At 71.7% G+C, this 18873-nt stretch carries 19 protein-coding genes; 6 read left to right on the forward strand and 13 right to left on the reverse strand.

Translation table 11 applies throughout. The features are described 5' to 3' along the window. Positions 1–108: 108 nt before the first annotated feature. From ACVCAG_RS42820 to ACVCAG_RS42830, 3 genes are all read right to left on the reverse strand, one after another. Positions 109–486, reverse strand: coding sequence for a hypothetical protein (locus tag ACVCAG_RS42820; protein WP_440089056.1), 378 nt, complete (start codon positions 484–486; stop codon positions 109–111). A 302-nt stretch (positions 487–788) separates the two neighbouring features. Then, on the reverse strand, positions 789–1436 hold the full coding sequence (locus ACVCAG_RS42825) for a response regulator (RefSeq protein WP_440089058.1): 648 nt from the start codon (positions 1434–1436) through the stop codon (positions 789–791). Beyond that, on the reverse strand, positions 1427–3025 hold the full coding sequence (locus ACVCAG_RS42830) for a histidine kinase (protein WP_440089060.1): 1599 nt from the start codon (positions 3023–3025) through the stop codon (positions 1427–1429). The genes ACVCAG_RS42825 and ACVCAG_RS42830 overlap by 10 nt, the downstream gene beginning before the upstream one ends. Positions 3026–3215: 190 nt before the next feature. On the opposite strand from ACVCAG_RS42830, the gene ACVCAG_RS42835 reads away from it, so the two are divergent. Together ACVCAG_RS42835 and ACVCAG_RS42840 are read left to right on the forward strand one after the other, a co-directional pair. After that, positions 3216–4328, forward strand: coding sequence for a helix-turn-helix domain-containing protein (locus ACVCAG_RS42835; RefSeq protein WP_440089061.1), 1113 nt, complete (start codon positions 3216–3218; stop codon positions 4326–4328). A gap of 67 nt (positions 4329–4395) precedes the next feature. Next, on the forward strand, positions 4396–4953 hold the full coding sequence (locus ACVCAG_RS42840; RefSeq protein WP_440089063.1) for a GDP-mannose 4,6-dehydratase: 558 nt from the start codon (positions 4396–4398) through the stop codon (positions 4951–4953). Positions 4954–5033: 80 nt separating this feature from the next. Here the strand turns inward: ACVCAG_RS42840 and ACVCAG_RS42845 are convergent, their stop codons facing one another. Both ACVCAG_RS42845 and ACVCAG_RS42850 read right to left on the reverse strand, forming a co-directional pair. Continuing rightward, the gene (locus ACVCAG_RS42845) at positions 5034–6302 is read right to left on the reverse strand and encodes a mannosyltransferase family protein (protein WP_440089065.1); all 1269 of its coding nucleotides are present in this window, start codon (positions 6300–6302) and stop codon (positions 5034–5036) included. A 150-nt stretch (positions 6303–6452) separates the two neighbouring features. Then, the gene (locus tag ACVCAG_RS42850; protein ID WP_440089066.1) at positions 6453–6596 is read right to left on the reverse strand and encodes a multicopper oxidase domain-containing protein; all 144 of its coding nucleotides are present in this window, start codon (positions 6594–6596) and stop codon (positions 6453–6455) included. 53 nt (positions 6597–6649) lie between these two features. Between ACVCAG_RS42850 and ACVCAG_RS42855 the strand changes: the two genes are divergently transcribed. After that, positions 6650–7081, forward strand: coding sequence for a transposase (locus ACVCAG_RS42855; protein WP_447191527.1), 432 nt, complete (start codon positions 6650–6652; stop codon positions 7079–7081). On the opposite strand, the gene ACVCAG_RS42860 is transcribed toward ACVCAG_RS42855, so the two are convergent. The 7 genes from ACVCAG_RS42860 to ACVCAG_RS42890 all read right to left on the reverse strand — a co-directional run bounded on the left by ACVCAG_RS42860 (position 7008) and on the right by ACVCAG_RS42890 (position 15860). Next, positions 7008–8408, reverse strand: coding sequence for a carboxylesterase family protein (locus ACVCAG_RS42860; protein WP_440089068.1), 1401 nt, complete (start codon positions 8406–8408; stop codon positions 7008–7010). The two genes, ACVCAG_RS42855 and ACVCAG_RS42860, sit on opposite strands and share 74 nt — an antisense overlap. 116 nt (positions 8409–8524) lie before the next feature. Continuing rightward, a complete protein-coding gene (locus ACVCAG_RS42865; protein ID WP_440089070.1) occupies positions 8525–9394 on the reverse strand; it encodes a poly(ethylene terephthalate) hydrolase family protein in 870 nt (289 codons plus the stop codon). A 271-nt stretch (positions 9395–9665) separates the two neighbouring features. After that, a complete protein-coding gene (locus ACVCAG_RS42870) occupies positions 9666–11027 on the reverse strand; it encodes an ATP-binding protein (RefSeq protein WP_440089072.1) in 1362 nt (453 codons plus the stop codon). Between the two features lie 220 nt (positions 11028–11247). After that, complete coding sequence (locus ACVCAG_RS42875) at positions 11248–11871, reverse strand: CE1759 family FMN reductase (RefSeq protein WP_440089073.1); 624 nt, start codon at positions 11869–11871, stop codon at positions 11248–11250. Then, entirely contained in the window at positions 11868–12950 is a 1083-nt protein-coding gene (locus tag ACVCAG_RS42880; protein WP_440089084.1) for a CE1758 family FMN-dependent luciferase-like monooxygenase, read from the reverse strand. The genes ACVCAG_RS42875 and ACVCAG_RS42880 overlap by 4 nt, the downstream gene beginning before the upstream one ends. 112 nt (positions 12951–13062) lie before the next feature. Next, a complete protein-coding gene (locus ACVCAG_RS42885; protein ID WP_440089074.1) occupies positions 13063–13623 on the reverse strand; it encodes an NAD(P)H-dependent oxidoreductase in 561 nt (186 codons plus the stop codon). A 143-nt stretch (positions 13624–13766) separates the two neighbouring features. Next, the gene (locus ACVCAG_RS42890; protein ID WP_440089076.1) at positions 13767–15860 is read right to left on the reverse strand and encodes a BTAD domain-containing putative transcriptional regulator; all 2094 of its coding nucleotides are present in this window, start codon (positions 15858–15860) and stop codon (positions 13767–13769) included. Positions 15861–16256: 396 nt separating this feature from the next. On the opposite strand from ACVCAG_RS42890, the gene ACVCAG_RS42895 reads away from it, so the two are divergent. From ACVCAG_RS42895 to ACVCAG_RS42905, 3 genes are all read left to right on the forward strand, one after another. Then, positions 16257–16772 (forward strand): hypothetical protein, encoded by a 516-nt coding sequence (locus ACVCAG_RS42895; protein ID WP_440089077.1) that lies wholly within the window; start codon positions 16257–16259, stop codon positions 16770–16772. Next, on the forward strand, positions 16712–17053 hold the full coding sequence (locus ACVCAG_RS42900; RefSeq protein ID WP_440089078.1) for a hypothetical protein: 342 nt from the start codon (positions 16712–16714) through the stop codon (positions 17051–17053). Before ACVCAG_RS42895 ends, ACVCAG_RS42900 begins: the two co-directional genes overlap by 61 nt. Before the next feature lie 270 nt (positions 17054–17323). Continuing rightward, complete coding sequence (locus ACVCAG_RS42905) at positions 17324–18250, forward strand: NBR1-Ig-like domain-containing protein (protein ID WP_440089080.1); 927 nt, start codon at positions 17324–17326, stop codon at positions 18248–18250. 74 nt (positions 18251–18324) lie between these two features. On the opposite strand, the gene ACVCAG_RS42910 is transcribed toward ACVCAG_RS42905, so the two are convergent. Next, the coding region (locus ACVCAG_RS42910) for a peptidoglycan DD-metalloendopeptidase family protein (protein ID WP_440089081.1) at positions 18325–18873 on the reverse strand (549 nt) is incomplete at its 5' end.

Below are 18873 nucleotides of genomic sequence, written 5' to 3' on the forward strand. Positions count from 1 at the left end.
GTGAGGTGACAGTAGGACTCCGATGCCTCGTTCCACAAGGCTCCTGCGAAATAGTTTCGTAATCTTGCTTTATAGCTGCGGACACCTCTCAGGTTCTTGCAGCGCTTGTCATGTGTCGTTGCGATGTCTCGCGCTGACCGCCAGCAGCCCGGCGGCCACGACGCTGGGAATGATCAGGGCGAGGTGGTTCGCTCCGTCCGCGAAGGCTCCACGCGTGATGTACGTGCAGAGCGACACGGTCCAGACGGCCGCCGACCAGGCGAGGGCGAATATCATCGCCGGCACGGCGAACCGCCCCCGGAAAGCGGCCGAGACGGGCAGCAGCACCGTGAGAATCATGTCGGGCACCAGGAACGGGTTCCCGGGGCGTATCGCGTTCGAGGTGACGAAGTAGTAGATCATCGTCACCGTCAGCGCGACGATCAACCACCGGGCCGTCGTCGTCGCGTTCCTCGTCGTCATGGCGGACATCGTCATGGCGGACATCGCCGTCCTCTCCTCTTCTCCGGGCGATCGGACGTCGTCCCGTCCGAGGCCGTGGGCCTCGGACGTCCGAGTCGTCTGACGTCCGAGTGTGCGACGGCGACACCGGCGCCGGAAGCCGGGCAGCACCCGTCCGGGGCCGTGCTCGCCGCACCCGTGGGGGACGGTTGACCGTCCCCCACGGGTGCGGCCGGCTACCGGAACGCGGGCCGGTGCTCCGGGTTTCAGCCCGGGGGCGAAGGCCCGCGCGCCGCTTGACCGCGACGCGACGGGAGAATCCCCGGCCCTTCAAGCCGGGGAGGAGGTCAAGTGTCGAGGTAGCGCAGGACGGCGAGGACCCGGCGGTGGTCGTCGGCGCTCGCCGGCAGTCCGAGCTTGGCGAAGATGCTCGTGCAGTGCTTCTCCACGGTCCGTTCGGCGATGCCGATCCGTTCCGCGACGGCCTGGTTGGTGCGGCCCTCGGCCATCAGCGCGAGGACCTCGCGCTCGCGGCCGGTGAGCGCGCGCAACGGGTCGTCGGCGCGAGCACGGCGGCCGACCAGCTGGTCGACGACGATCGGGTCGAACGCCGAACCGCCGCCGCCCACCTGCCGGACCGACGCCGCGAACCCCGCCAGGTCGGACACCCTGTCCTTGAGCAGGTAGCCGACACCGTGGGCGCCGTCGTCGAGCAGCTCGACGGTGTAGCTGACCCGGACGTACTGGGACAGGACGAGCACCCCGACGCCGGGATGGCGCCGGCGGATCTCCCGGGCCGCCCGCAGTCCCTCGTCGGTCCGGGTGGGGGGCAGGCGGATGTCGACGATGGCCACGTCCGGGCGGTGCCGCGCCACCTCGGTCAGCAGCGCCGTGGAGTCGGCGACGGCCGACACGACGTCGAAGCCGCTCTCGGCCAGCAGCCGGGCGAGCCCTTCGCGCAGCAGCATGTTGTCCTCGGCGATGACTACCCGCATGGCAGCACCGCCTGGACCAGGGTGCCGTCGCCGGCGGGACTGTGCGTCCTGAGGGTTCCGCCGGTGGCCGCCACCCGCTCGGCGAGCCCGCGCAGCCCGGATCCGCGGGCCGGGTCGGCCCCGCCGCGGCCGTCGTCGGATATCTCGACCAGCAACCGCCCTCCCCGGTGCTCGACCCGCACCCGTGCCTCCCGCGCGCCGGCGTGCTTGGTGATGTTGGCCACCGCCTCGGCGACCACGTAGTACGCCGTCGTCTCGATCTCCACCGGCAACGGCGCCTGGATCTCGAACGACAGCCGCAGGGGCACCGGTGCGAGCGCGGCCAGTTCCCGGACGGCACCGCGCAGGCCGCGCTCGGTCAGCATCGGCGGGTGGATGCCCTGCGACAGGGCCCGCAACTCGTCGAGAACGGCCAGCGTGGTGGTCTTCGCCTCGCCGACGAGCGCCCGCGCCTGGTCCGGATGGGTGGTCAGCCTCGACTCCGCCAGGCCGAGCGTCATGGGGATGGACAGGAGCCGTTGCTGCACGCCGTCGTGCAGGTCTCGCTCCAGCCGCCGGCGTTCCGTCTCGGCCGCGCGCAGAACCTGGCCGCGCGACTCGGCGAGCTGCTGCAGCCGTGCCCTCAGCTCGGCGGTCAGCCGCTCGTTCGACAGGGCCAGCGCGGCCGCGGCACAGGCGGCCTCGACCAGCTCGGGATCGTCCAGCAACACCGGATCGTGCACCAGCAGCGCGAGCGGGGCACCGTCGTGGTCGACGCGGGTCGCCACGCGGTCGCCGCCGTCCGGCGGGGGCAGGGCCCGGCCGTCGACGTCCACGTACCGGCTCGACTCCGGCGTCCAGTACCCGACCCGCAGGGTCGGATCGTGGAGGACCCCGGCCAGGGCGCGCTGGATGCTCACCGGCTGTGAGACGCCGCGAAGGTGGACGACCAGCCCGGCGATCCCGCCGCGGTCGATGCGCCGCCGCAGGAGACCGCCCACGTACGCCAGCGGGACGGCGGCGAGTGCCACCTGCATCACCGGTGTCAGACCCTGTACCGCCACACCGGCGATCATCACCGGCTTGAGCGTCACGAACAGCGCCGTCGCCACCACGGCGGCGGCGAACACGGGATTGAGCGACCGGCGCCGTGTCACGGTGCTGTCACGCCACCGGCTCACCTGCAGGCCCATCACGGCCAGGCCGCTCAGCACGGCCCCGGCCGTCGCGGCGCCCTGGACCACCGCGCTCGACGCGAGCCCGGTGGTGCCCAGCACCGCGACACCGGCCATGCTCAGGTACGCCGTTCCGACGACGGCTCGCGGCAGCCGCGCGCCGAGGCGCCCGGTGGGAAACGCCACCACCAGATGCGCGAGCACCGCCGCCCACGTGCCCGCCAGCGCCGTACGGACACCGCCCGCCGTCGCCGGCAGGGGCGCGAACCTGGCGAGGAGCCAGAACAGGCCAATAATGATCATCAGCGGCCCGACCCGGTTGCGGGGCCGTACGCGGATGGCGACCAGACCGGCGCCGATGAAGGCCGCGGCGACACCCGCCGCCGTGACGGCGGTGACCGTCCCGCTCGCCGGAACGGCGGAAACGGGATCCACGAGGTCGGTGACGGCGGCGATCAGGACCTCCGATCCGTGGCCGGCTCCGGAAACGGGGCGGGCGCGCGGCCGCCGAGGGGCCGCGGGGCCGCGGGCGTTGCCACCCGCTCCAGAGTATCGCCCGGTCCACGCTTCCAAGATCGGTCATGACGCGTTGACGGCGGGGTTCGGGCGATGTGACGATTCGCCGATGCCCGATCTCCACGCCCGGATGGCCTCCCTGGCCGGTGACCTCACCGCGGCCGTGGTCGCGCGCTGCTCGGCGGAGGTGCCGTTCTACGGGGCGCTGCCGCGCCAGACCCTCGACGGCGAGGTGACCCGGTCGATCGTTGCGGTGCACGGCCTGCTGCTGCGGGGACTGCGTGACGAGGGCGCGATGGGCCCGGGTGACCTGACCCGGCTCATCGAGTGGTCGGCGCGCCGAGCCGAGGAACGCGTGCCCCTGGAGGCGGTGATCGCCGCCTATTTGATCGGCGCCGACGTGTGGTGGCAGGCACTGACCGAGGTCGCGGAGCCCGGGGAACTGGCCGGGGCGGGTGCGAGCCTGCTCGCCTGCCTGCGCGCGGCCATGCCCGCCGTCGTGCTCGCCCACCTGCACGCCCAGGAGGACATCCACAGCGAGGACAAGCGGATACGGCGGGCCCTGCTGACCGCCCTGCTGGCCGGCCGGCCGTACGAGGAACCGGCGGAGGCGGCGCGGGTCGTGGTGGCCGGCGAGCACGAGGTGGTGGCGTTCGCGTTCGCGTCGAACCCGCCGGCCAGGTTGGTGCAGTCCTCGCTCGACGCCCATACGGGCATCCCGGTGCTGATGGACCACGTCGCCGGGATCGCGCTGCTGCCCGGCGGGTCCGACCTGCCCGGCCTGGTGGCCAGGCTCGCGGAGGAGGTGGGAGAGCCCGTTCTCGCCGCCGCCGCCCAGGCCGCCGAACCGGCGGCCATCCCGTCGGCGGCGGAGGAGGCGGGCCGCGTGCTGGAACTCGTCCAGCGGCTCGGCCGCCCGCCCGGGTGCTATCGCCTCGACGACGTGCTGCTGGAGTACCAGCTCGCGCGTCCGGGTGACGGGCTGGTCCGGCTGGCGGCCAAGCTCGACCCGCTGGAGGAGCATCCGTACCTGCTGGAGACGTTGCGCGTGTTCGTCGACCGCGGATACAACCGCCGCCGGACCGCGTTGGAGCTGTGCATCCACCGCAACACCCTGGACTACCGGTTGCACCGGGTGCGCGCGCTGACCGGGTTGGACCTGGCGGTCCCCGCCGAGGCGCGGTTGCTGCAGGCGGCGCTCATCTCCCGGGATCTCGCCTAGTTCGCCTCAGTTCGTCCGGCTCGCATGGCGGGCCTAGGACCTGTTTCGAAGTCCGGTATGTAGCGATGTGTCACGATCACTAAAGGCCTACGGGCACTTCCTCACCCAGAACTACCGCGAGTCCTACGGGATGTTCGCGGTGTCCGGCATCCTGTTCAACCACGAGTCGCCCCGGCGCGGAGCGGAGTTCGTCACCCGCAAGGTGACGCTCGGCGCCGCGAGGATCAAGCTGGGCCCGGCCGCCGACCTGCGGCTCGGCAACCTGGAGGCCCGGCGCGACTGGGGGTACGCCGGCGACTACGTCAAGGCCATGCGCCTGATGCTGCGGGCAGGGACCGCCGAGGACTACGTCATCGGCACCGGCCGGACGCGCTCGGTGCGCGAGCTGGTCGTCGCGGCCTTCGAGGCGGCCGAGCTCGACGGGGAGCGGTACGTCGTGGTCGACCGGTCGCTGCACCGCCCGGCGGAGGTGGACCTGCTGTGCGCCGACCCGAAGAAGGCGAGGGTGCAGCTCGGCTGGGAGCCGACGGTGGGGTTCGAGGGGCTCGTCGCCATGATGGTCGAGGCGGACGTCCGGCTGCTGTCCGACGGTGGCGACCCCGAGCAGGACTCCTCCTGGCCCTGACGGCACCCGCCGCCCCGCGCCCGCCCTGACGCCCGCCGGTGGACCGCCGGGCGCGGGCGGAGTGCCGGGCGCGGGCGGTGTCAGCCGATCCACGCGCCGGTGGTGAAGTTCCCGGTGTTGATCGCCATGACCGGGATCATGATGGCCATGCTCACCAGCCACACCCAGGGTCTTCGCACCCCCGCGACGCCGATGGCGATCCACAGGGGGAACCAGGTCAGCGACCCCCGGCCGATCGACATGTAGAACGACGACAGGGTGAGGAAGGACAGCACCTGGGGGGCGATGTACGCGAACTCCGGCCACTTGCGCCGTACCGCGAGGCAGCCGGCCAGCACCAGCAGCACCGCGGCCGAGATGATCTCCTCGTAGTAGGAGGTGGTGAGCGAGGCGACGTCGTCGGACATGCTCCAGGTGTTGGCGAGCGCCTCCCACGGCCAGACGGCGTGCCGGCCCCAGAACCGGTCCTGCACCGAGTTGTAGGCCAGCCAGTCGCCGGTGCGGGTCCACTGGTAGACGCTGTACAGCACGAGCGGCACACCGGGGAGCGCGAGCCAGGGCAGCAGGCGCCACCCGCCCGGGCGTTTGCGGCCGTTCTCCGCCACCAGGAACATGACGAGCAGCCCGAAGGCCAGGAACAGGCCGGAGATGCGCACCGTGGCGGCTCCGGTGGCGCACAGCGCGGCGTCCTCCCAACGGCCGTTCCTGGCGAGCAGCCACGCCGAGACGGCCAGGGCGAGGAACAGCGCCTCCGAGTAGCCGGAGTACAGGAACACGGCGAACGGGCTGAGGAACAGCGCCGCCACCGCGTACCGGCCGCTGCCTGCCGCGTACGTCTCGGCGAGCCGCGACAGCGCCACCGCGAGCACCGCGCTGGCCACCAGCGAGATGATCATCGTGGCCAGCCGGCCGTCCTCGACGACCGGCCGCATCATCTTGATCAGTATCGCCATGCCGGGGAAGAACGCCGGCAGCTTCCCGGCGTCCTGCATGCCCGGGGGGCCGTCGTAGCCGAACTGGGCGATGGCGATGAAGTTCTCGGCGTCCCAGCGGGTGAACCGGTTGAGGAAGGGGTCGGTGGTCCGGCCAGGGCCGGCCAGGTAGGCGTAGATCAGCACACCGACGTGCGACAGCGCCCAGAGGAGCAGGGCCAGCCGGTCGCCGGGGTCGGTCAGGAACCTGGGCACCCACCGCCGCCCGGCCACCTCACCGGTTGACTCGCCGGTCGCCTTGCTGGAAGTTTCGCCGGAAGTCTCGGCGGTCGTCTCGCCGGGACGTGCGCCGGGTTCCGCGTCGGCCGGTTCCGGCTCCGTGATCTCCACCGGCCCGGCGGACGCGCGATCAGTCACGCGAGAATCCTTATATAACCGCAAAATCCGGGCAACCGGTTGCCCACGGCATGATCCTTCCGTGCCGGCCCGTCCCCGCTCGTCTCCTGCGAAGACCACTTCCGCCCGGTGGCGGGACGCCCCGCCCCGCCGTGAAACTTCCACGCGGTGCTAGCCGCCGTGCCCGCCGTGGAAGGGGGATGTCACGCCCTCGTACCGCAGATGCAGGGCCATCCCCTGGTCGGCGTGCGCGAGGTTGTGGCAGTGGTTCATCCACACGCCGGGATCGACCGCGCGGAACGCCACCTCCCACACCTCGCCGGGGCGGGGACGCGCCGCAGTTCGAGGCGGTCATGGCCGCCATCAGGATGTTTCGTTCAGGGCCGGGACGGCCGCGCACCCGTCCGGCCCGGGTGCGGGCGGGCAAGGCCTGCTCCTCCCAGGCCATCCGTTCTCACCTGCGCCGGCGCGGTATCCGCGCCACGATTCCCGAACCGGCCGACCGGGTTCAAAGCCGGCTACGACGCGGCAGCCGCGGTGGCCGCGGTGGCCGGCCTCCGGCCTTCGACCGGATCGACCACCGCGATCGCAACACCGTGGAGCGCGGCGTCAACCGGCTCAAGCGCCACCGCGCCCTCGCCACCAGATACGACAAGCTCGCCGTCCGTTACCAGGCCACCATCCCGCCGCCATCGACGACTGGCTCACCTGCCTTTGAAACAGGCTCTAGAGCCACACGCGCAGTTCCTCCTCCCGCGGCGCGAGGACCACGCCCATGCCGGGATGGTCGAAGACCATGACGGGCCGGCGCGCGTCCCAGGCGGCCCAGCCGGGGTCTCCCGAGGTGGCGAAGGCCACCCAGGCGCGGTGCATGGCGTCGGCCAGCGGCTGGGGGGCGCCGGGCCCGGCCAGTTCCTCGCCGGCGCGCAGGGTGTCGAAGACGAAACCGATCTCCAGCGCGTGGCACGCGCCGAGCCCCATGACGGGTGAGCGCCAGGCGAACTCGTAGACGAACGTCCGGGACGGCCGGGAGTCGGCGAGCCGGTTGAGGGGGCCGCGCAGCAGCAGGTCGGTGGCCATCTCGCCGAGGATCTCCCCGGGTCCGACCCCCGGCCGGGTGGCCCGGTACAGCCGCGCCACCCGCCCCGGGATCCGGAACCTCAGCAGCGCCAGCCGCAGGGTGAGACCGCTGATCCGGTCCACCGTCCCGTCCGGCACGAACCACAGCCGGTACTCCTCCCGGTTGGAGCCCAGCAGCAGGTCGACCTCGGGAGGCGGGGGGTCGGCGGGCACCACGTCGCCGTCGACCACGATGTGGAAGCCGGGCCCGCCGCCGATGGGGTCGGCCCTGCCGACCACCGTGGCCTGCACGTCCAGCAGCCGCTCGCGGTCCACCGCCGCGAACGCCTCGGCCGTGGCCGGCACCCGCAGCGCCCTCGCCATCGATCTCACGATCTTCGCGCCCTCGCCGCGCGGCACCGTGTGCGGCGGGCCGCTCTGCAGGATCGCCCGGTGGAACAGGCCGGCCGCGCGCGGGCTGGTCATCAGGGCCGCGATGGCGATGGCTCCGGCGGACTCCCCGCACACGGTGACGTTGCCCGGGTCTCCGCCGAAGGCGGCGATGTTCTCCCTGACCCAGGTCAGGGCCGCGATCTGGTCGAGCAGGCCGCGGTTGTCTGGCGCGTCGGGGAAGACGCCGAACCCCTCGACCCCGAGCCGGTAGTTGATCGAGACGAGGACCACGCCGTCGCGCGCGAAGGCCCGCCCGTCGTAGAGCGGCAGGCTCGCCGAGCCGTTGCGCATCGAGCCCCCGTGGATCCAGACCATCACCGGCAGCCGGTCCTCACCGGCGGCCGGAGTCCAGACGTTGAGGTTGAGACACTCGTCGCCGGGGATGTCCGGATCGGGGATCAGCCGGTCGAGAGGCGGCCGGTAGGGCCTCTTGGGGGCGGTCGGCCCGTACTCCAGCGCGTCACGCACCCCCTCCCAGGGCTCGACGGGAGCCGGGGCGAGGAAACGGTGGGCGCCGAAGGGCGGGGCGGCGTAGGGAACGCCGAGGAAGGTCGCGATCCCGTCCTGGACGCGGCCCCTGACCTTGCCGTGCCGGGTGGTCGCGATGATGTCCATCTCGGTCCTTTTCGATGGGTGGCCGGCGGGCCGCCCCTGGCCGTGGCGGGGCCGGGGGCGGGCGCGACGGGGATCGGGCGCCGCGGGTCGCGGCGGGAGCGATCTTCCGGGCCGGGTCAGGGAGCGGTGACGGGGATCTGGGTGGCCCGGGCGTTGCGACGGACGTCGGACCAGGTGCGGGTGTCGGCGCAGATGCCGCAACCGGGGCCGAAGAACTGGGTACGGGCCGCCTGGTCGTCCATGAGGTGCAGGCGGAACCAGGCGGTCGTCGGCGCGGCGAACGGCCCGGCCCCGCCCACCACGGTGAAGTGGTCGGCCCCGCGCAACTCGCCGTAGATGGCCGGGATGTGGTCGGCGGCGTTGTAGAAGACCCTCACCAGGGCGGGGAGGACGATGCTGTCGCGCTGGCCGGCCAGCAGGAGCGCCGGGCCGTGTACGGCGTTGATGTTGGCCAGCGGTCCGGGCTGGATGGGCAGGACGGTGTCCACCCGCGGGTCCGCGCCGACGACGACGGCCGCCGCGCCGCCCTGGGAGTGACCGGACGCGCCGACGCGCCCCAGGTCGACGCGGTCGTGGAAGACGCTGCTCGGGTCGGCGTTCCTGCGGGTGAGCAGGTCGATGCCGGCGCGCATGGAGATGCCGAGGTTGGACTGCGGGGTGTTGGCGGCGGCGACGACGAAGCCGTGGCTGGCCCAGTGCAGCAGCAGATCCCGGTAGACGACCGGGAAGGCGAAGGTGCCGTTGCCCCACACGATCACCGGATGGCGGCGGTCGCTCCGTGCGATGTCACGCGGGTAGTACAGGGTGTTCACCGTCCCGATCTCCACGGCGGTGGCGTAGGGGCCGAGGGCGCCGAAGTCGGCGGCCGACGCGGCGCCGGCGGCGGGGGCGGCGGACGCCGAGGCGGCGCCCACGCCGGCCGGGGCGGACAGGACGAGGACGAGGGCGATCGAGGTCAGCGGGACGAGCAGTTTTCTCCACAGCACGGCGAACTCCTGACGCCACGGTGAACCGGAGGTTTCGTCCGGCTCACACCTTGTTTGATCGCACATCCTGAAGGAGGAATCGACGGCCGTCTCTGCGCAATCGCGGCAATCACCGACGCCGGAGTTTGTGTGATGTTCCGACCGCCGCGGGAACGGGCGGGCGACGCCTCCCGCTCACGTTCGACGAGCCGGGACCCGGCCGGGCGGAGGCCGCCGGCGGCGCGGGCCGGCTCGGTGGTGTGGCTGGACGTGGACGGATCAGACGGCTCGGCTACGAGGAGTCGTCCTCCGGTGGTGCCTTGCGGAGGCGCAGGACGAAGCGTGCGCCTCCGGAGGGTGAGGTTCCGACCTGGAGCGTCCCGTCGTGGGCGTGGGCGATGCTACGGGCGATGGCGAGGCCGAGGCCCGTGCCTCCGCGGTCGCGGCTGCGGGCCGCGTCCAGCCGGGCGAACCGTTCGAAGATCCGTCCCCGGTCGGTCTCGGCGATGCCTTCCCCGTCGTCGTCGACGATGACCTCGGCGCCGTCGCCGTTCGCCCGCACCTCGACGACCACCGTCTCCCTGGCGTGCCGCTCGGCGTTGTCCAGCAGGTTGGTGACGGCGCGGCCGATCTGGCTGTGCACGGCGTCGACGGGCACTTCCGGAGCGAGGACGAGCCGCATTTTCCGCGGATCCGCCCGCCGCGAGACCTCCGCCCGTACCAGCGTCGCCAGATCGATCCTTTCCCGAAGGCCGGGCGGGCTGCACTCGATCTTGGCCAGCAGGAGCAGGTCGGTGATGATCGACTGCAGCCGGTCGAGGTCGGACAGCGAGTGCGCGAGCAGATCGTTCAGGTCGGTCTCGCCGGGGTGCAGCTGAGCCTCCTCCAGCTGGGCGCGAAGCCCGGCGAGAGGGGTGCGCAGCTCGTGGGAGGCGTCGGCGGTGAACTGCCGCTGACGTTCCATGGCACCCTCCAGGCGGGCCAGGGTGCGGTTGACGCTGTCGGCCAGCTCGTGGATCTCGTCATCGCCGGGTGATACGGGCACCCGGCGATCGAGGGAGTTCGCGTTGATCTCGTCGAGTTCGGTGCGAACGGCGGTCACCGGCTTGAGGGACACGGTGACGATCCGGTGGCCGATGCAGGTGATGGTGCCGGCGAGCACCGCCATGCCCCCGATGACCGCCGTGGCCAGCCACGGATCGACCAGCGGGGGAACCGTGGGAGAGGCACTGTAGACGACCCACCTCTCTCCCCCCCGATGGGCCCACTGCGCGACCACGAGGTCGCATTCGCCGAGCAGGAAGTCACCGCCGCACACGACGGAGGTGGCGACGTTCATTCCGTCGGGGGTGAACGTCGCCATGGGCGGTTTGCCGTACAGCCGCGGGGTCGAGGCGACGACCCTGCCCTTCGAGTCGACGACCTGCAGGTTGCGGGACCGGCGCTGCGCCAGGGGGTACTCCAGACGGTTCCGCTCTATTTGCACGGCCACGCGGCCGCCGGCAGCGGTGATCTCCTCGATGAGGGAATCGGTGACGAAACGGTTGATCGAGAACATGAGCATCGTCGCCACCAGTGAGCACAGCAGAAGCGCCACCACACCCGTGAACAGAGTGATGCGGGTCGTGATCGAGCTTCGCCGTCCTGTACTCATCCTCCGGTTCCCCCTGGCCAGTGGACCATATAGGCCACCCGGCCCTGTGAGGGGGGTGGGTGCCGGCCTCCAGCGGCGCCCGAGCGGCACCCGGAGGGCCGTCTCCCGCGCCCTCCCGGGCCGTAAACGCTCACCGGGCAGCGGAACGGAGAGCCCGCCTCACCTTCGTCGGGGTGGAGGCGAGCGTGCGGCCGGTCACGCGGGAAGCGGTCGCGGTCGGCTACGAGGGGTGAAGCAGGCTGCTGAAGGGCGCCGGGGCCTCGAAGGGGTCGGCGGGGTCGGCGGGGTCGGGGGGGTCGCGGCGGTCGACCTCGCGGGCGAGTTCGGCGGCCGCTCGATCGACCCGTCTCGCCAGGGGCTCCTCGGTGCCCTCGGCGGCGCCCCAGTCCTCGGGACCGGCGAAGACCCCGGTCGGGACGACCACGGCCCGCAGGTAGGAGAAGAGCGGCCGTAGCCCGTGTTCGAGCACCAGCGAGTGCCTCGCCGTGCCGCCGGTCGCGGCGATCAGCACGGGTTTGCCGATCAGCGCGGTGTCGTCGAGCACGTCGACGAACATCTTGAACAGCCCGTTGTACGACGTGGTGAAGGTCGGCGTCACCGCGATCAACCCGTCGGCGCGGGCGACCTTCTGGAGCACCCGCTCCAGTTCCTCGGACGGATATCCGACGATCAGGTTGTTGACCAGGTCGTGGCCGTGGTCACGTACTTCGATCGTCTCGAGATCCACCTCCGCGCCGAGCCGTTCCAGTTCGCGTCGCGTCGCCTCGGCCAGCCGGTCGGCGAGCAACCGCGTGGACGAGGGCTGCCGCAGGCCGGCGGCCACCACCGCGATGGTGCGCTTCAACGTCCGGCCTCCTTCGCCGCTTTCAGGGAGGCGTGCGTGGGCGCGTCCGGCACGTGCGCGGGCCGGTCGGCGGCGAACTCCTTCCGGAGCACCTGAGCGATCTCCCCGAGCTGTTCGATCTGCTCCAGCACGACCGCGCGCGGCACCCCCAGCGCGTCGACGTTGAAGAGCTGCCGCTGGTAGTCGCCGCCGGCGAACTCCCGGAACTCCATCGTCCGCTCGATCACCTGCTGCGGGCTGCCGACCAGCAGGGCGGTGTCCCGCGCCGTCTCCTCCAGCGACGGCCCGCCGCCGTAGACCGGCGAGGCGTCGTAGTACGGGCGGAACTCGCGGATCGCGTCCTGCGAGTTCTTCCGGACGTACAGCTGGGCGGCGAGACCGACGATCGCCTGGTCCGCCGGGCCGTGGCCGTAGTGCTCGAACCGCCGGCGGTACAGCCCGACCATCTGCCGGACGTGCCGCTTCGGCCAGAGCACGTTGTTGTGGAAGAACCCGTCACCGTAGTACGCGGCCTGTTCGGCGATCTCGGGGCTGCGGATCGAGCCGTGCCAGACGAACGGCGGTACGCCGTCCAGTGGCCGCGGTGTCGAGGTGAATCCCTGCAGCGGCGTACGGAACCGGCCCTCCCAGTCGACGACCTCCTCCTGCCAGAGCCTGCGCAGCAGCGCGTAGTTCTCGACGGCGAGAGCGATCCCGTCCCGGATGTCCTTGCCGAACCAGGGGTAGACCGGCCCGGTGTTGCCCCGGCCCATCATCAGGTCGACCCGGCCGTCGGCCAGGTGCTGCAACATCGCGTAGTCCTCGGCGATCTTCACCGGGTCGTTGGTGGTGATCAGCGTGGTCGAGGTCGACAGGATGATCCGGTTCGTCCGGGCGGCGACGTGGCCCAGGATCGTGGTCGGCGACGAGGGCATGAACGGCGGGTTGTGGTGCTCGCCGATCGCGAAGACGTCGAGCCCGACCTGCTCGGCCAGCTCGGCGTACTCCAGTACCGCCTTGATCCGCTCACGCTCCGTGACGGGGCGGCCGGTGACCGGGTCACCGACCACGTCCCCCACCCCGAAGATCCCGATTTGCATCTTCATCCCCGTCTTTTCGGCATCTGTTATTGATCGATCCCCGGTGCGGCCCCGCTCCCCAGGCGGTACCGGCCGGCCGGGAACACCGCGACTCCCGTCGAGGTGCCTCGGATCACGCCGCCCTGACCGTCGCGAGGGCGTTGCTCCAGGAGACGACCTGGTCGAGCATCGCGTCGACCGACGCGACGTGGTACTCGGCGGGGGCGAACTCGGTGTAGTTCTTGAAGTCCGTCATCAGCGACAGCGCGACCTGGGCGCGCACGGTGGCGACCTTCAGCTCGGCCATCACCAGGCGCAGGTGCTCGACGGCGCGGGCGCCGCCGACGGAGCCGTAGCTGACGAAGCCGGCCGCCTTGTCGTTCCACTCCGCGAACAGGAAGTCGATGGCGTTCTTCAGCGCGCCGGAGGTGGAGTGGTTGTACTCGGGCGTGACGAAGACGAAACCGTCGAACGACGCGATCTTCTCCGCCCAGGCCAGCGTGTGCGGCCTGCTGTAGCGACCGGCCGCCGGCGGGAGCTCCTCGTCCAGGTGCGGCAGCTTGAAATCGGCGATGTCGACCAGCTCGAACTCGGCGTCACCGCGCCGTCCGGCGATGTCGAGCACCCACCTGGCCACGGCCTCGCCGACACGGCCAGGACGGGTGCTTCCGATGATGATCGCGATCTTGGGCATGAGGTCCTCTCAGAGGTTGCGCGCGGGCGTCCCGCACCGGCGACGGAGATTCCGCGCCGGCTCTGAGCCTGGTACCTCGGCGTGCATTTTTTGTTCACGTTTTGTGCAGGGGCGGCCGCCCCCTCCCCGCAGGCGGAACCCGCCTACCCGGCTTGACGGCGGCCGGGCTCTCCCAGGCCCGCCCGACCGATCATGTCGGCCAGCCACCGTGCCGGCGCCTCGCCGATCCCGGCGACCTGCGCGGCGGTCTCCCGCAGGTTCTCCCACTCGTCCCGCATCCAGGCCCGGGCCGTCCCGGCACCGTCGAACTCCAGCCCGGCCTCTCCCCCGGCCTCTTCGGGGGCGAGGCCGGGGGAGAGGCCGGGGACGAGGCCGGGGTCGGTGGCCAGCAGGGCGTTGCGCAGCGTGGCCGCGTAGAACCGCGTCAGTCTGGCCAGCGCGGCGTGGCAGGCGGCCTCGCCCTCCTCGAGCAACGCCCGGGAGCGGGCGTACTTGCGAATCGGGTTGTGGAAGCGGTAGCGCTCGCCGGCGGTCTCCACGAGGTGAACATCGGCGAGCGACTCCAGCAGGCTCTCGGTCTTGTGCGGCGCCAGATCGAGCACGGCCGTCGCCGCGCTCAGCGAGAAGTCGGCCGCCTGTGGCACGGCCAGGAGCCGGAGCGCCCGGACCTGGTTCCTGGGCAGGGCGCGCACCGCGGACTCGTACCTGCCCTCGATCGCCCCGCACTCCTCGAACCCCCACTCCGGGTGGTGACCGCGGACACCCAGCCTTCTCACCGCGGTCGCCAGGCTCCAGTCCGGCCGCGACGCCAGGCGGGCCCCGACCGTGTGGACCACCTGCGGCAGTCCCGCGGTGAACTCGTACAGGCGACGGGCCTCGCCGGGTTCCGCCCGGATCCGTGCCGCGCCCAGCATCCGCTCCAGCAACGCGCGTGCCTCCGGCTCCGAGAACGGGTCGAGCTTGGTCCAGCGCGCGTGGGACAGCCCGAACAGCCACCGCTGGGCGGTGATGACGACCGCCGCCCCGCCTGCGCCGGGCAGGAGCGGCCGCACCTGGTCCGCGTCGCGCGCGTCGTCCAGCACCACCAGCGACCGGCGGCCGATGGTCAGCGACCGCCAGAGCGCGGCACGCTCACCGGAGGACTCCGGGGGTGCCTCGACCCCGGCCGCGCGCAGCAGGACCGCGAGAGGGTCCCCCGACGCGCCCAGGTCGACGAAGAACTGGCCGTCCGGGAACTCGCCGGCCAGCCTGTGCCCGAGGTGGACCGCCAAAGTGGTCTTGCCGATGCCGGGAAGCCCGGCGATACCGATCACCGGCACCTGCGTGTCGGAAGCCTCCAGCATCCCGGCCAGCCGGCGCACCTCGCCGGACCTTCCGGTGAACTCCGGCAGGTCCGGCGGCAGTGATCTGGAAGTCTCGACCGCCCCGGCCCCGGCGTGCCGTGATCCGGCCACCGCCGGCCCGTCCCGCCTCGGGGTGTCCAGCGAGGGGTCCGAAGCCAGGATGCGCCGCTGCATCTCCCGCAGCCCCGGCCCCGGATCGAGGCCCAGCTCGTCGGCCAGCAACCGCTGCGTCTCCTGGAACAGCGCGAGCGCGTCCGCCTTCCGCCCCGACCGGTACAACGCCAGCATGAGCAGTTCGCGGGGCCGTTCCCGCAGGGGCTGTTCGACCACCATCGACGCCAGCGAGGGCCCGGCCTCGGCGTGCCGGCCCAGCCGGAGGTCGGCGGCGGCCAGGTCCTCGATCGCCGCGAACCGGAGTTCGATCAGCCGGGTGCGCTCGTTCTCGAGGTACCCGCCCGGTACGCCGGCCAGCGGGGTGCCCTTCCAGAGCCCGAGGGCGGCGCGCAGCTCGGTCGCCTCGGTCTCGTGGTCACCGATCCGCCGGGCGTCGTAGGCGGCCCTGATCCGCCGCTGGAAGTCGGCGAGATCGAGGGTCCCGGCCGTCACCGGCAACGCGTAGCCACCGGCCACGGACTCGATCACCACGGCCGTCGAACCGTCTTCCAGGACCCTGCGAAGCCGCGAGACATAGGACCGGATCATCCCCGCCGCGGCGGACGGCGGCTCCTCACCCCAGATCGCCGAGATCAACTGGTCCTGCGACGTCACCGCGCCCTCGCGCAGCAGCAGGACGCCGAGGAGCGCACGCTGCTGAGGGGCGCCGAGGCCGATCTCGACCTCCCCGCGCCACGCCCTGACCGGTCCGAGCAGCTCCCAGCGCAGACCTTCGGTCACCGCGGGCTCATCTTGCAAACCACCTGAGCGATGAACTCGGTACGTGGACACGCCGCCTCCCGTGAGTCCGCATGCGAATAGTGATGACGCCGCCGCACCCCGGCGGCACACAGCCCCATAGAACGCCCTGGCCTGCGCTTATCATCCGCCCGCCCGCCGGTGGACGCGAAATGCCGGAGCGGGCGGGGTGCGGAAGCTCCCGCGAGACCGCCGGGAAACCCTACGGGATCGACGAACACCACGAGACGGACGAGGCAGGAGGTCACCTCGCGGCGATTCGTCGGCGCGGGAACGACGAGTGAGCTCCGTCACGTCAAAGATCACATGGAGGTCGTCCCCCACAGGATCAGAATCGCGATCGTTCTGATCCTTTCTCCGGCCCTGACCGGAACCGTGATGGTACTCATCGCGCTGCTCGCCTACGCGCAGAGCTCGCTCACCCTGCCGTACTACGAGGACCCGAGCGAGATCTCGGCGGCGATGTGGCGCTCCGCGGCGAGCCTATCCGGCATGAGCTTCCGTGACCGGCTACTCGGGCTCGGCGTGTTCGCCGCGGTGACCACCGCCGCTTTCGGCGTGATCGCGTTGAAGGTACGGCGCGGCGCACGCCGGCCCACGCTCCTCCTCGCGGTGGCCGCCGGACTGACCGCCGTTTACGTGGCCGCGCTCTGGCCGGTCCACCTCGAGCAGTTGTCCACCCACATGGTCGTGACCGGCAGGGGGGAATCGCCGCACATCGTCAATCTGCGTCAGCCCGGCTGGTACTCCCCTCTCCGTGGCGTCCTGCTCGTGGTCGCCGCGGTCGCGCAGGTGCAGGGTCTCCTTCTGCTGACCGACGGTCACGGAGTGTCATGGTTGCCCACGCCGAACACCTCGCGATCCCGGCCGTCCCCGTCGTGGTGGGCGGCCTGATCCTGCTGTTCGGCCACGGGCGCGCACGGATATGGGCCGGCCTGGTGGCCGGGGTCCTCGGACTGCCCTACGCGCTGGCCCTGCTGGAGTCCGCCCTGCATTACAGCGACACGAGCCTTTTCCACAATTACGTGGCCACCGAGGTCGAAGCACCCTGGTGGAACCGGCACGCGATATCGACCGCGGGCACCGCTGTTTTCCTCCTGCACGTGGCGAGCCTGGCCCTCCTCTTCCGGGACCCCGTCCTCCGGGACGAACAACGTGGTCCTGCCTCCAGGTGACGCCCGGGAAGGCCGCGGCGCGCCTCTCGGGCGGCACTCGCCGTACGGGATCGGCCCGGCGGTACCGGCCGCCTTACTTCCCCCGCCACTGCGGGTTCGAGCTTGAGTAAACACCGTGGGCGCTGTTAGCTTCACCCGGTGGACGACATGGCGGCACGAACGGAGACGATCGAGGACTTCGCGGCGGCTCTGCGAGAACTTCGCAAATCGGTCGGCAACCCACCTTTTCGGGAGATGTCTGGCCGGTCGGGGGCGATATCGCACACGACGTTGCACGAAGCCACGAAGGGGAACCGGCTTCCGAGCTGGGAGACCACCGTCGAGTTCGCCAAGGCGTGCGGCGCGGACCCGGCCGCGTACCGCGAACGCTGGGAGAGGGCGAACCTGGCGGTCAGATCGGCGAGCGCCGGAGATCCCTCAGTCCGCGCGGGCACCTCGGTGGCCGTCCCGCCCGGTGGACTCGGGGCCTCCGCCCCGGACCCCGCGGGAAGCCGCACCGTGCACGTCGCCATCGGGTCGCAGGCGCCACGGCCGGCTGATGAGACCTCGGCACCCGCGCCGCCGCCACCGCCCGGCGAGATCAGGGGCGACCTCCGGCTGACCCACCCCGCGCCGGAGGGCCGAGGGCGATTCCGGCTGACCCACCTGGCCGCGGCCGCGCTCGCGGCGGCGGCCGTCGGTATGGGGACGGCGGTCCTGATCACGGCCACCGTCAATCGCGGCTCCGGGACCGACGGGCACAGCCCGAACCCGTCCGGCAGCCCGTCCAGCAGCCCGTCGAAGGACTCGCCGTCGGCGGCCGACTGCCCGGTGAGCCCGACCAACCCGCCGTGGGGCCCGCCCGCGCACAAGGGTGATTCGGCGGTGTTCGTCGGGGACATCACGCTCCCCGACTGCACGCGCGTCGACCCCGGCCAGACCACGACCAAGGTGTGGCGGCTCAAGAACGCCGGGACCGTGCCCTGGAAGGGATATTCACTGCATCGTCTCGACCCCCAGCGACCCGACGAATGCCGGACCGTCTCCGACGTACCGATCAAGGACACGCGCCCCGGGAGGATGGTCGACATCCGGACCGACATCACCGCGCCGAAGAACCCGGGCTTCTGCTATGTGCGGTTCAAGATGATGGACGGCTCGGGACGGGTCGCGTTCCCCGGAGGCCGGCCGCTCAACTTCCAGGTCATCGTCGACTGACGCCCGCCTCCCCGCCGTGCGTCGCACGGCGGGGAGGCGGGGGCGTCCTCCTCCTCATCGAAGATCGCGGTGCGTCATCGGATGTTGTAGCCCTGGGAGTTCCAGAACGAGTGCGGGTTCGGGTTGCTCAGCGTCGGGTCGTCGACGCTCTTGGCGGCGCGCGTCTGCCGTCCGGGGCGCATCTCGACGTGGGTGTGTGCGGATGAACTGCTCGACACCCCGCGCCACGCCTCGTCGGCGATGAGCTGGCCTCGCGAGATCTGCTGGCCCACGCGCAGGGAGGACTTCGGGGCGGAGTGCAGGTAGATGATCGTCTTGTTCAGCGAGGCGTTGTAGACGGCGATCGTGGAGAGCCCCGAGCGGCCGTTGCTCCCGCGCGCGAGGTTGATGATCTGGCCGCTCACCAGGGCATGGACATCCGCGCCCACCCCGCGGGCGAAGTCGATGCCCTCATGCCGGCCGGGCGTGTTCTTGTAGCCGTCGAAGCCGCTGCTGATGTGGCCGCCGCCGGCCTTGTACAGCGCGTACGTCATGTTGACGCGCGTCGACGACGGCGGCGGCGTGGAGCCCAGGAACTGGTGCGAGGCGTTCTGGTTCTTGAGGGTGGGGCTCAGGTTGCCCCT

The sequence above is a fragment of the Streptosporangium sp. G12 genome (genome assembly GCF_052983175.1).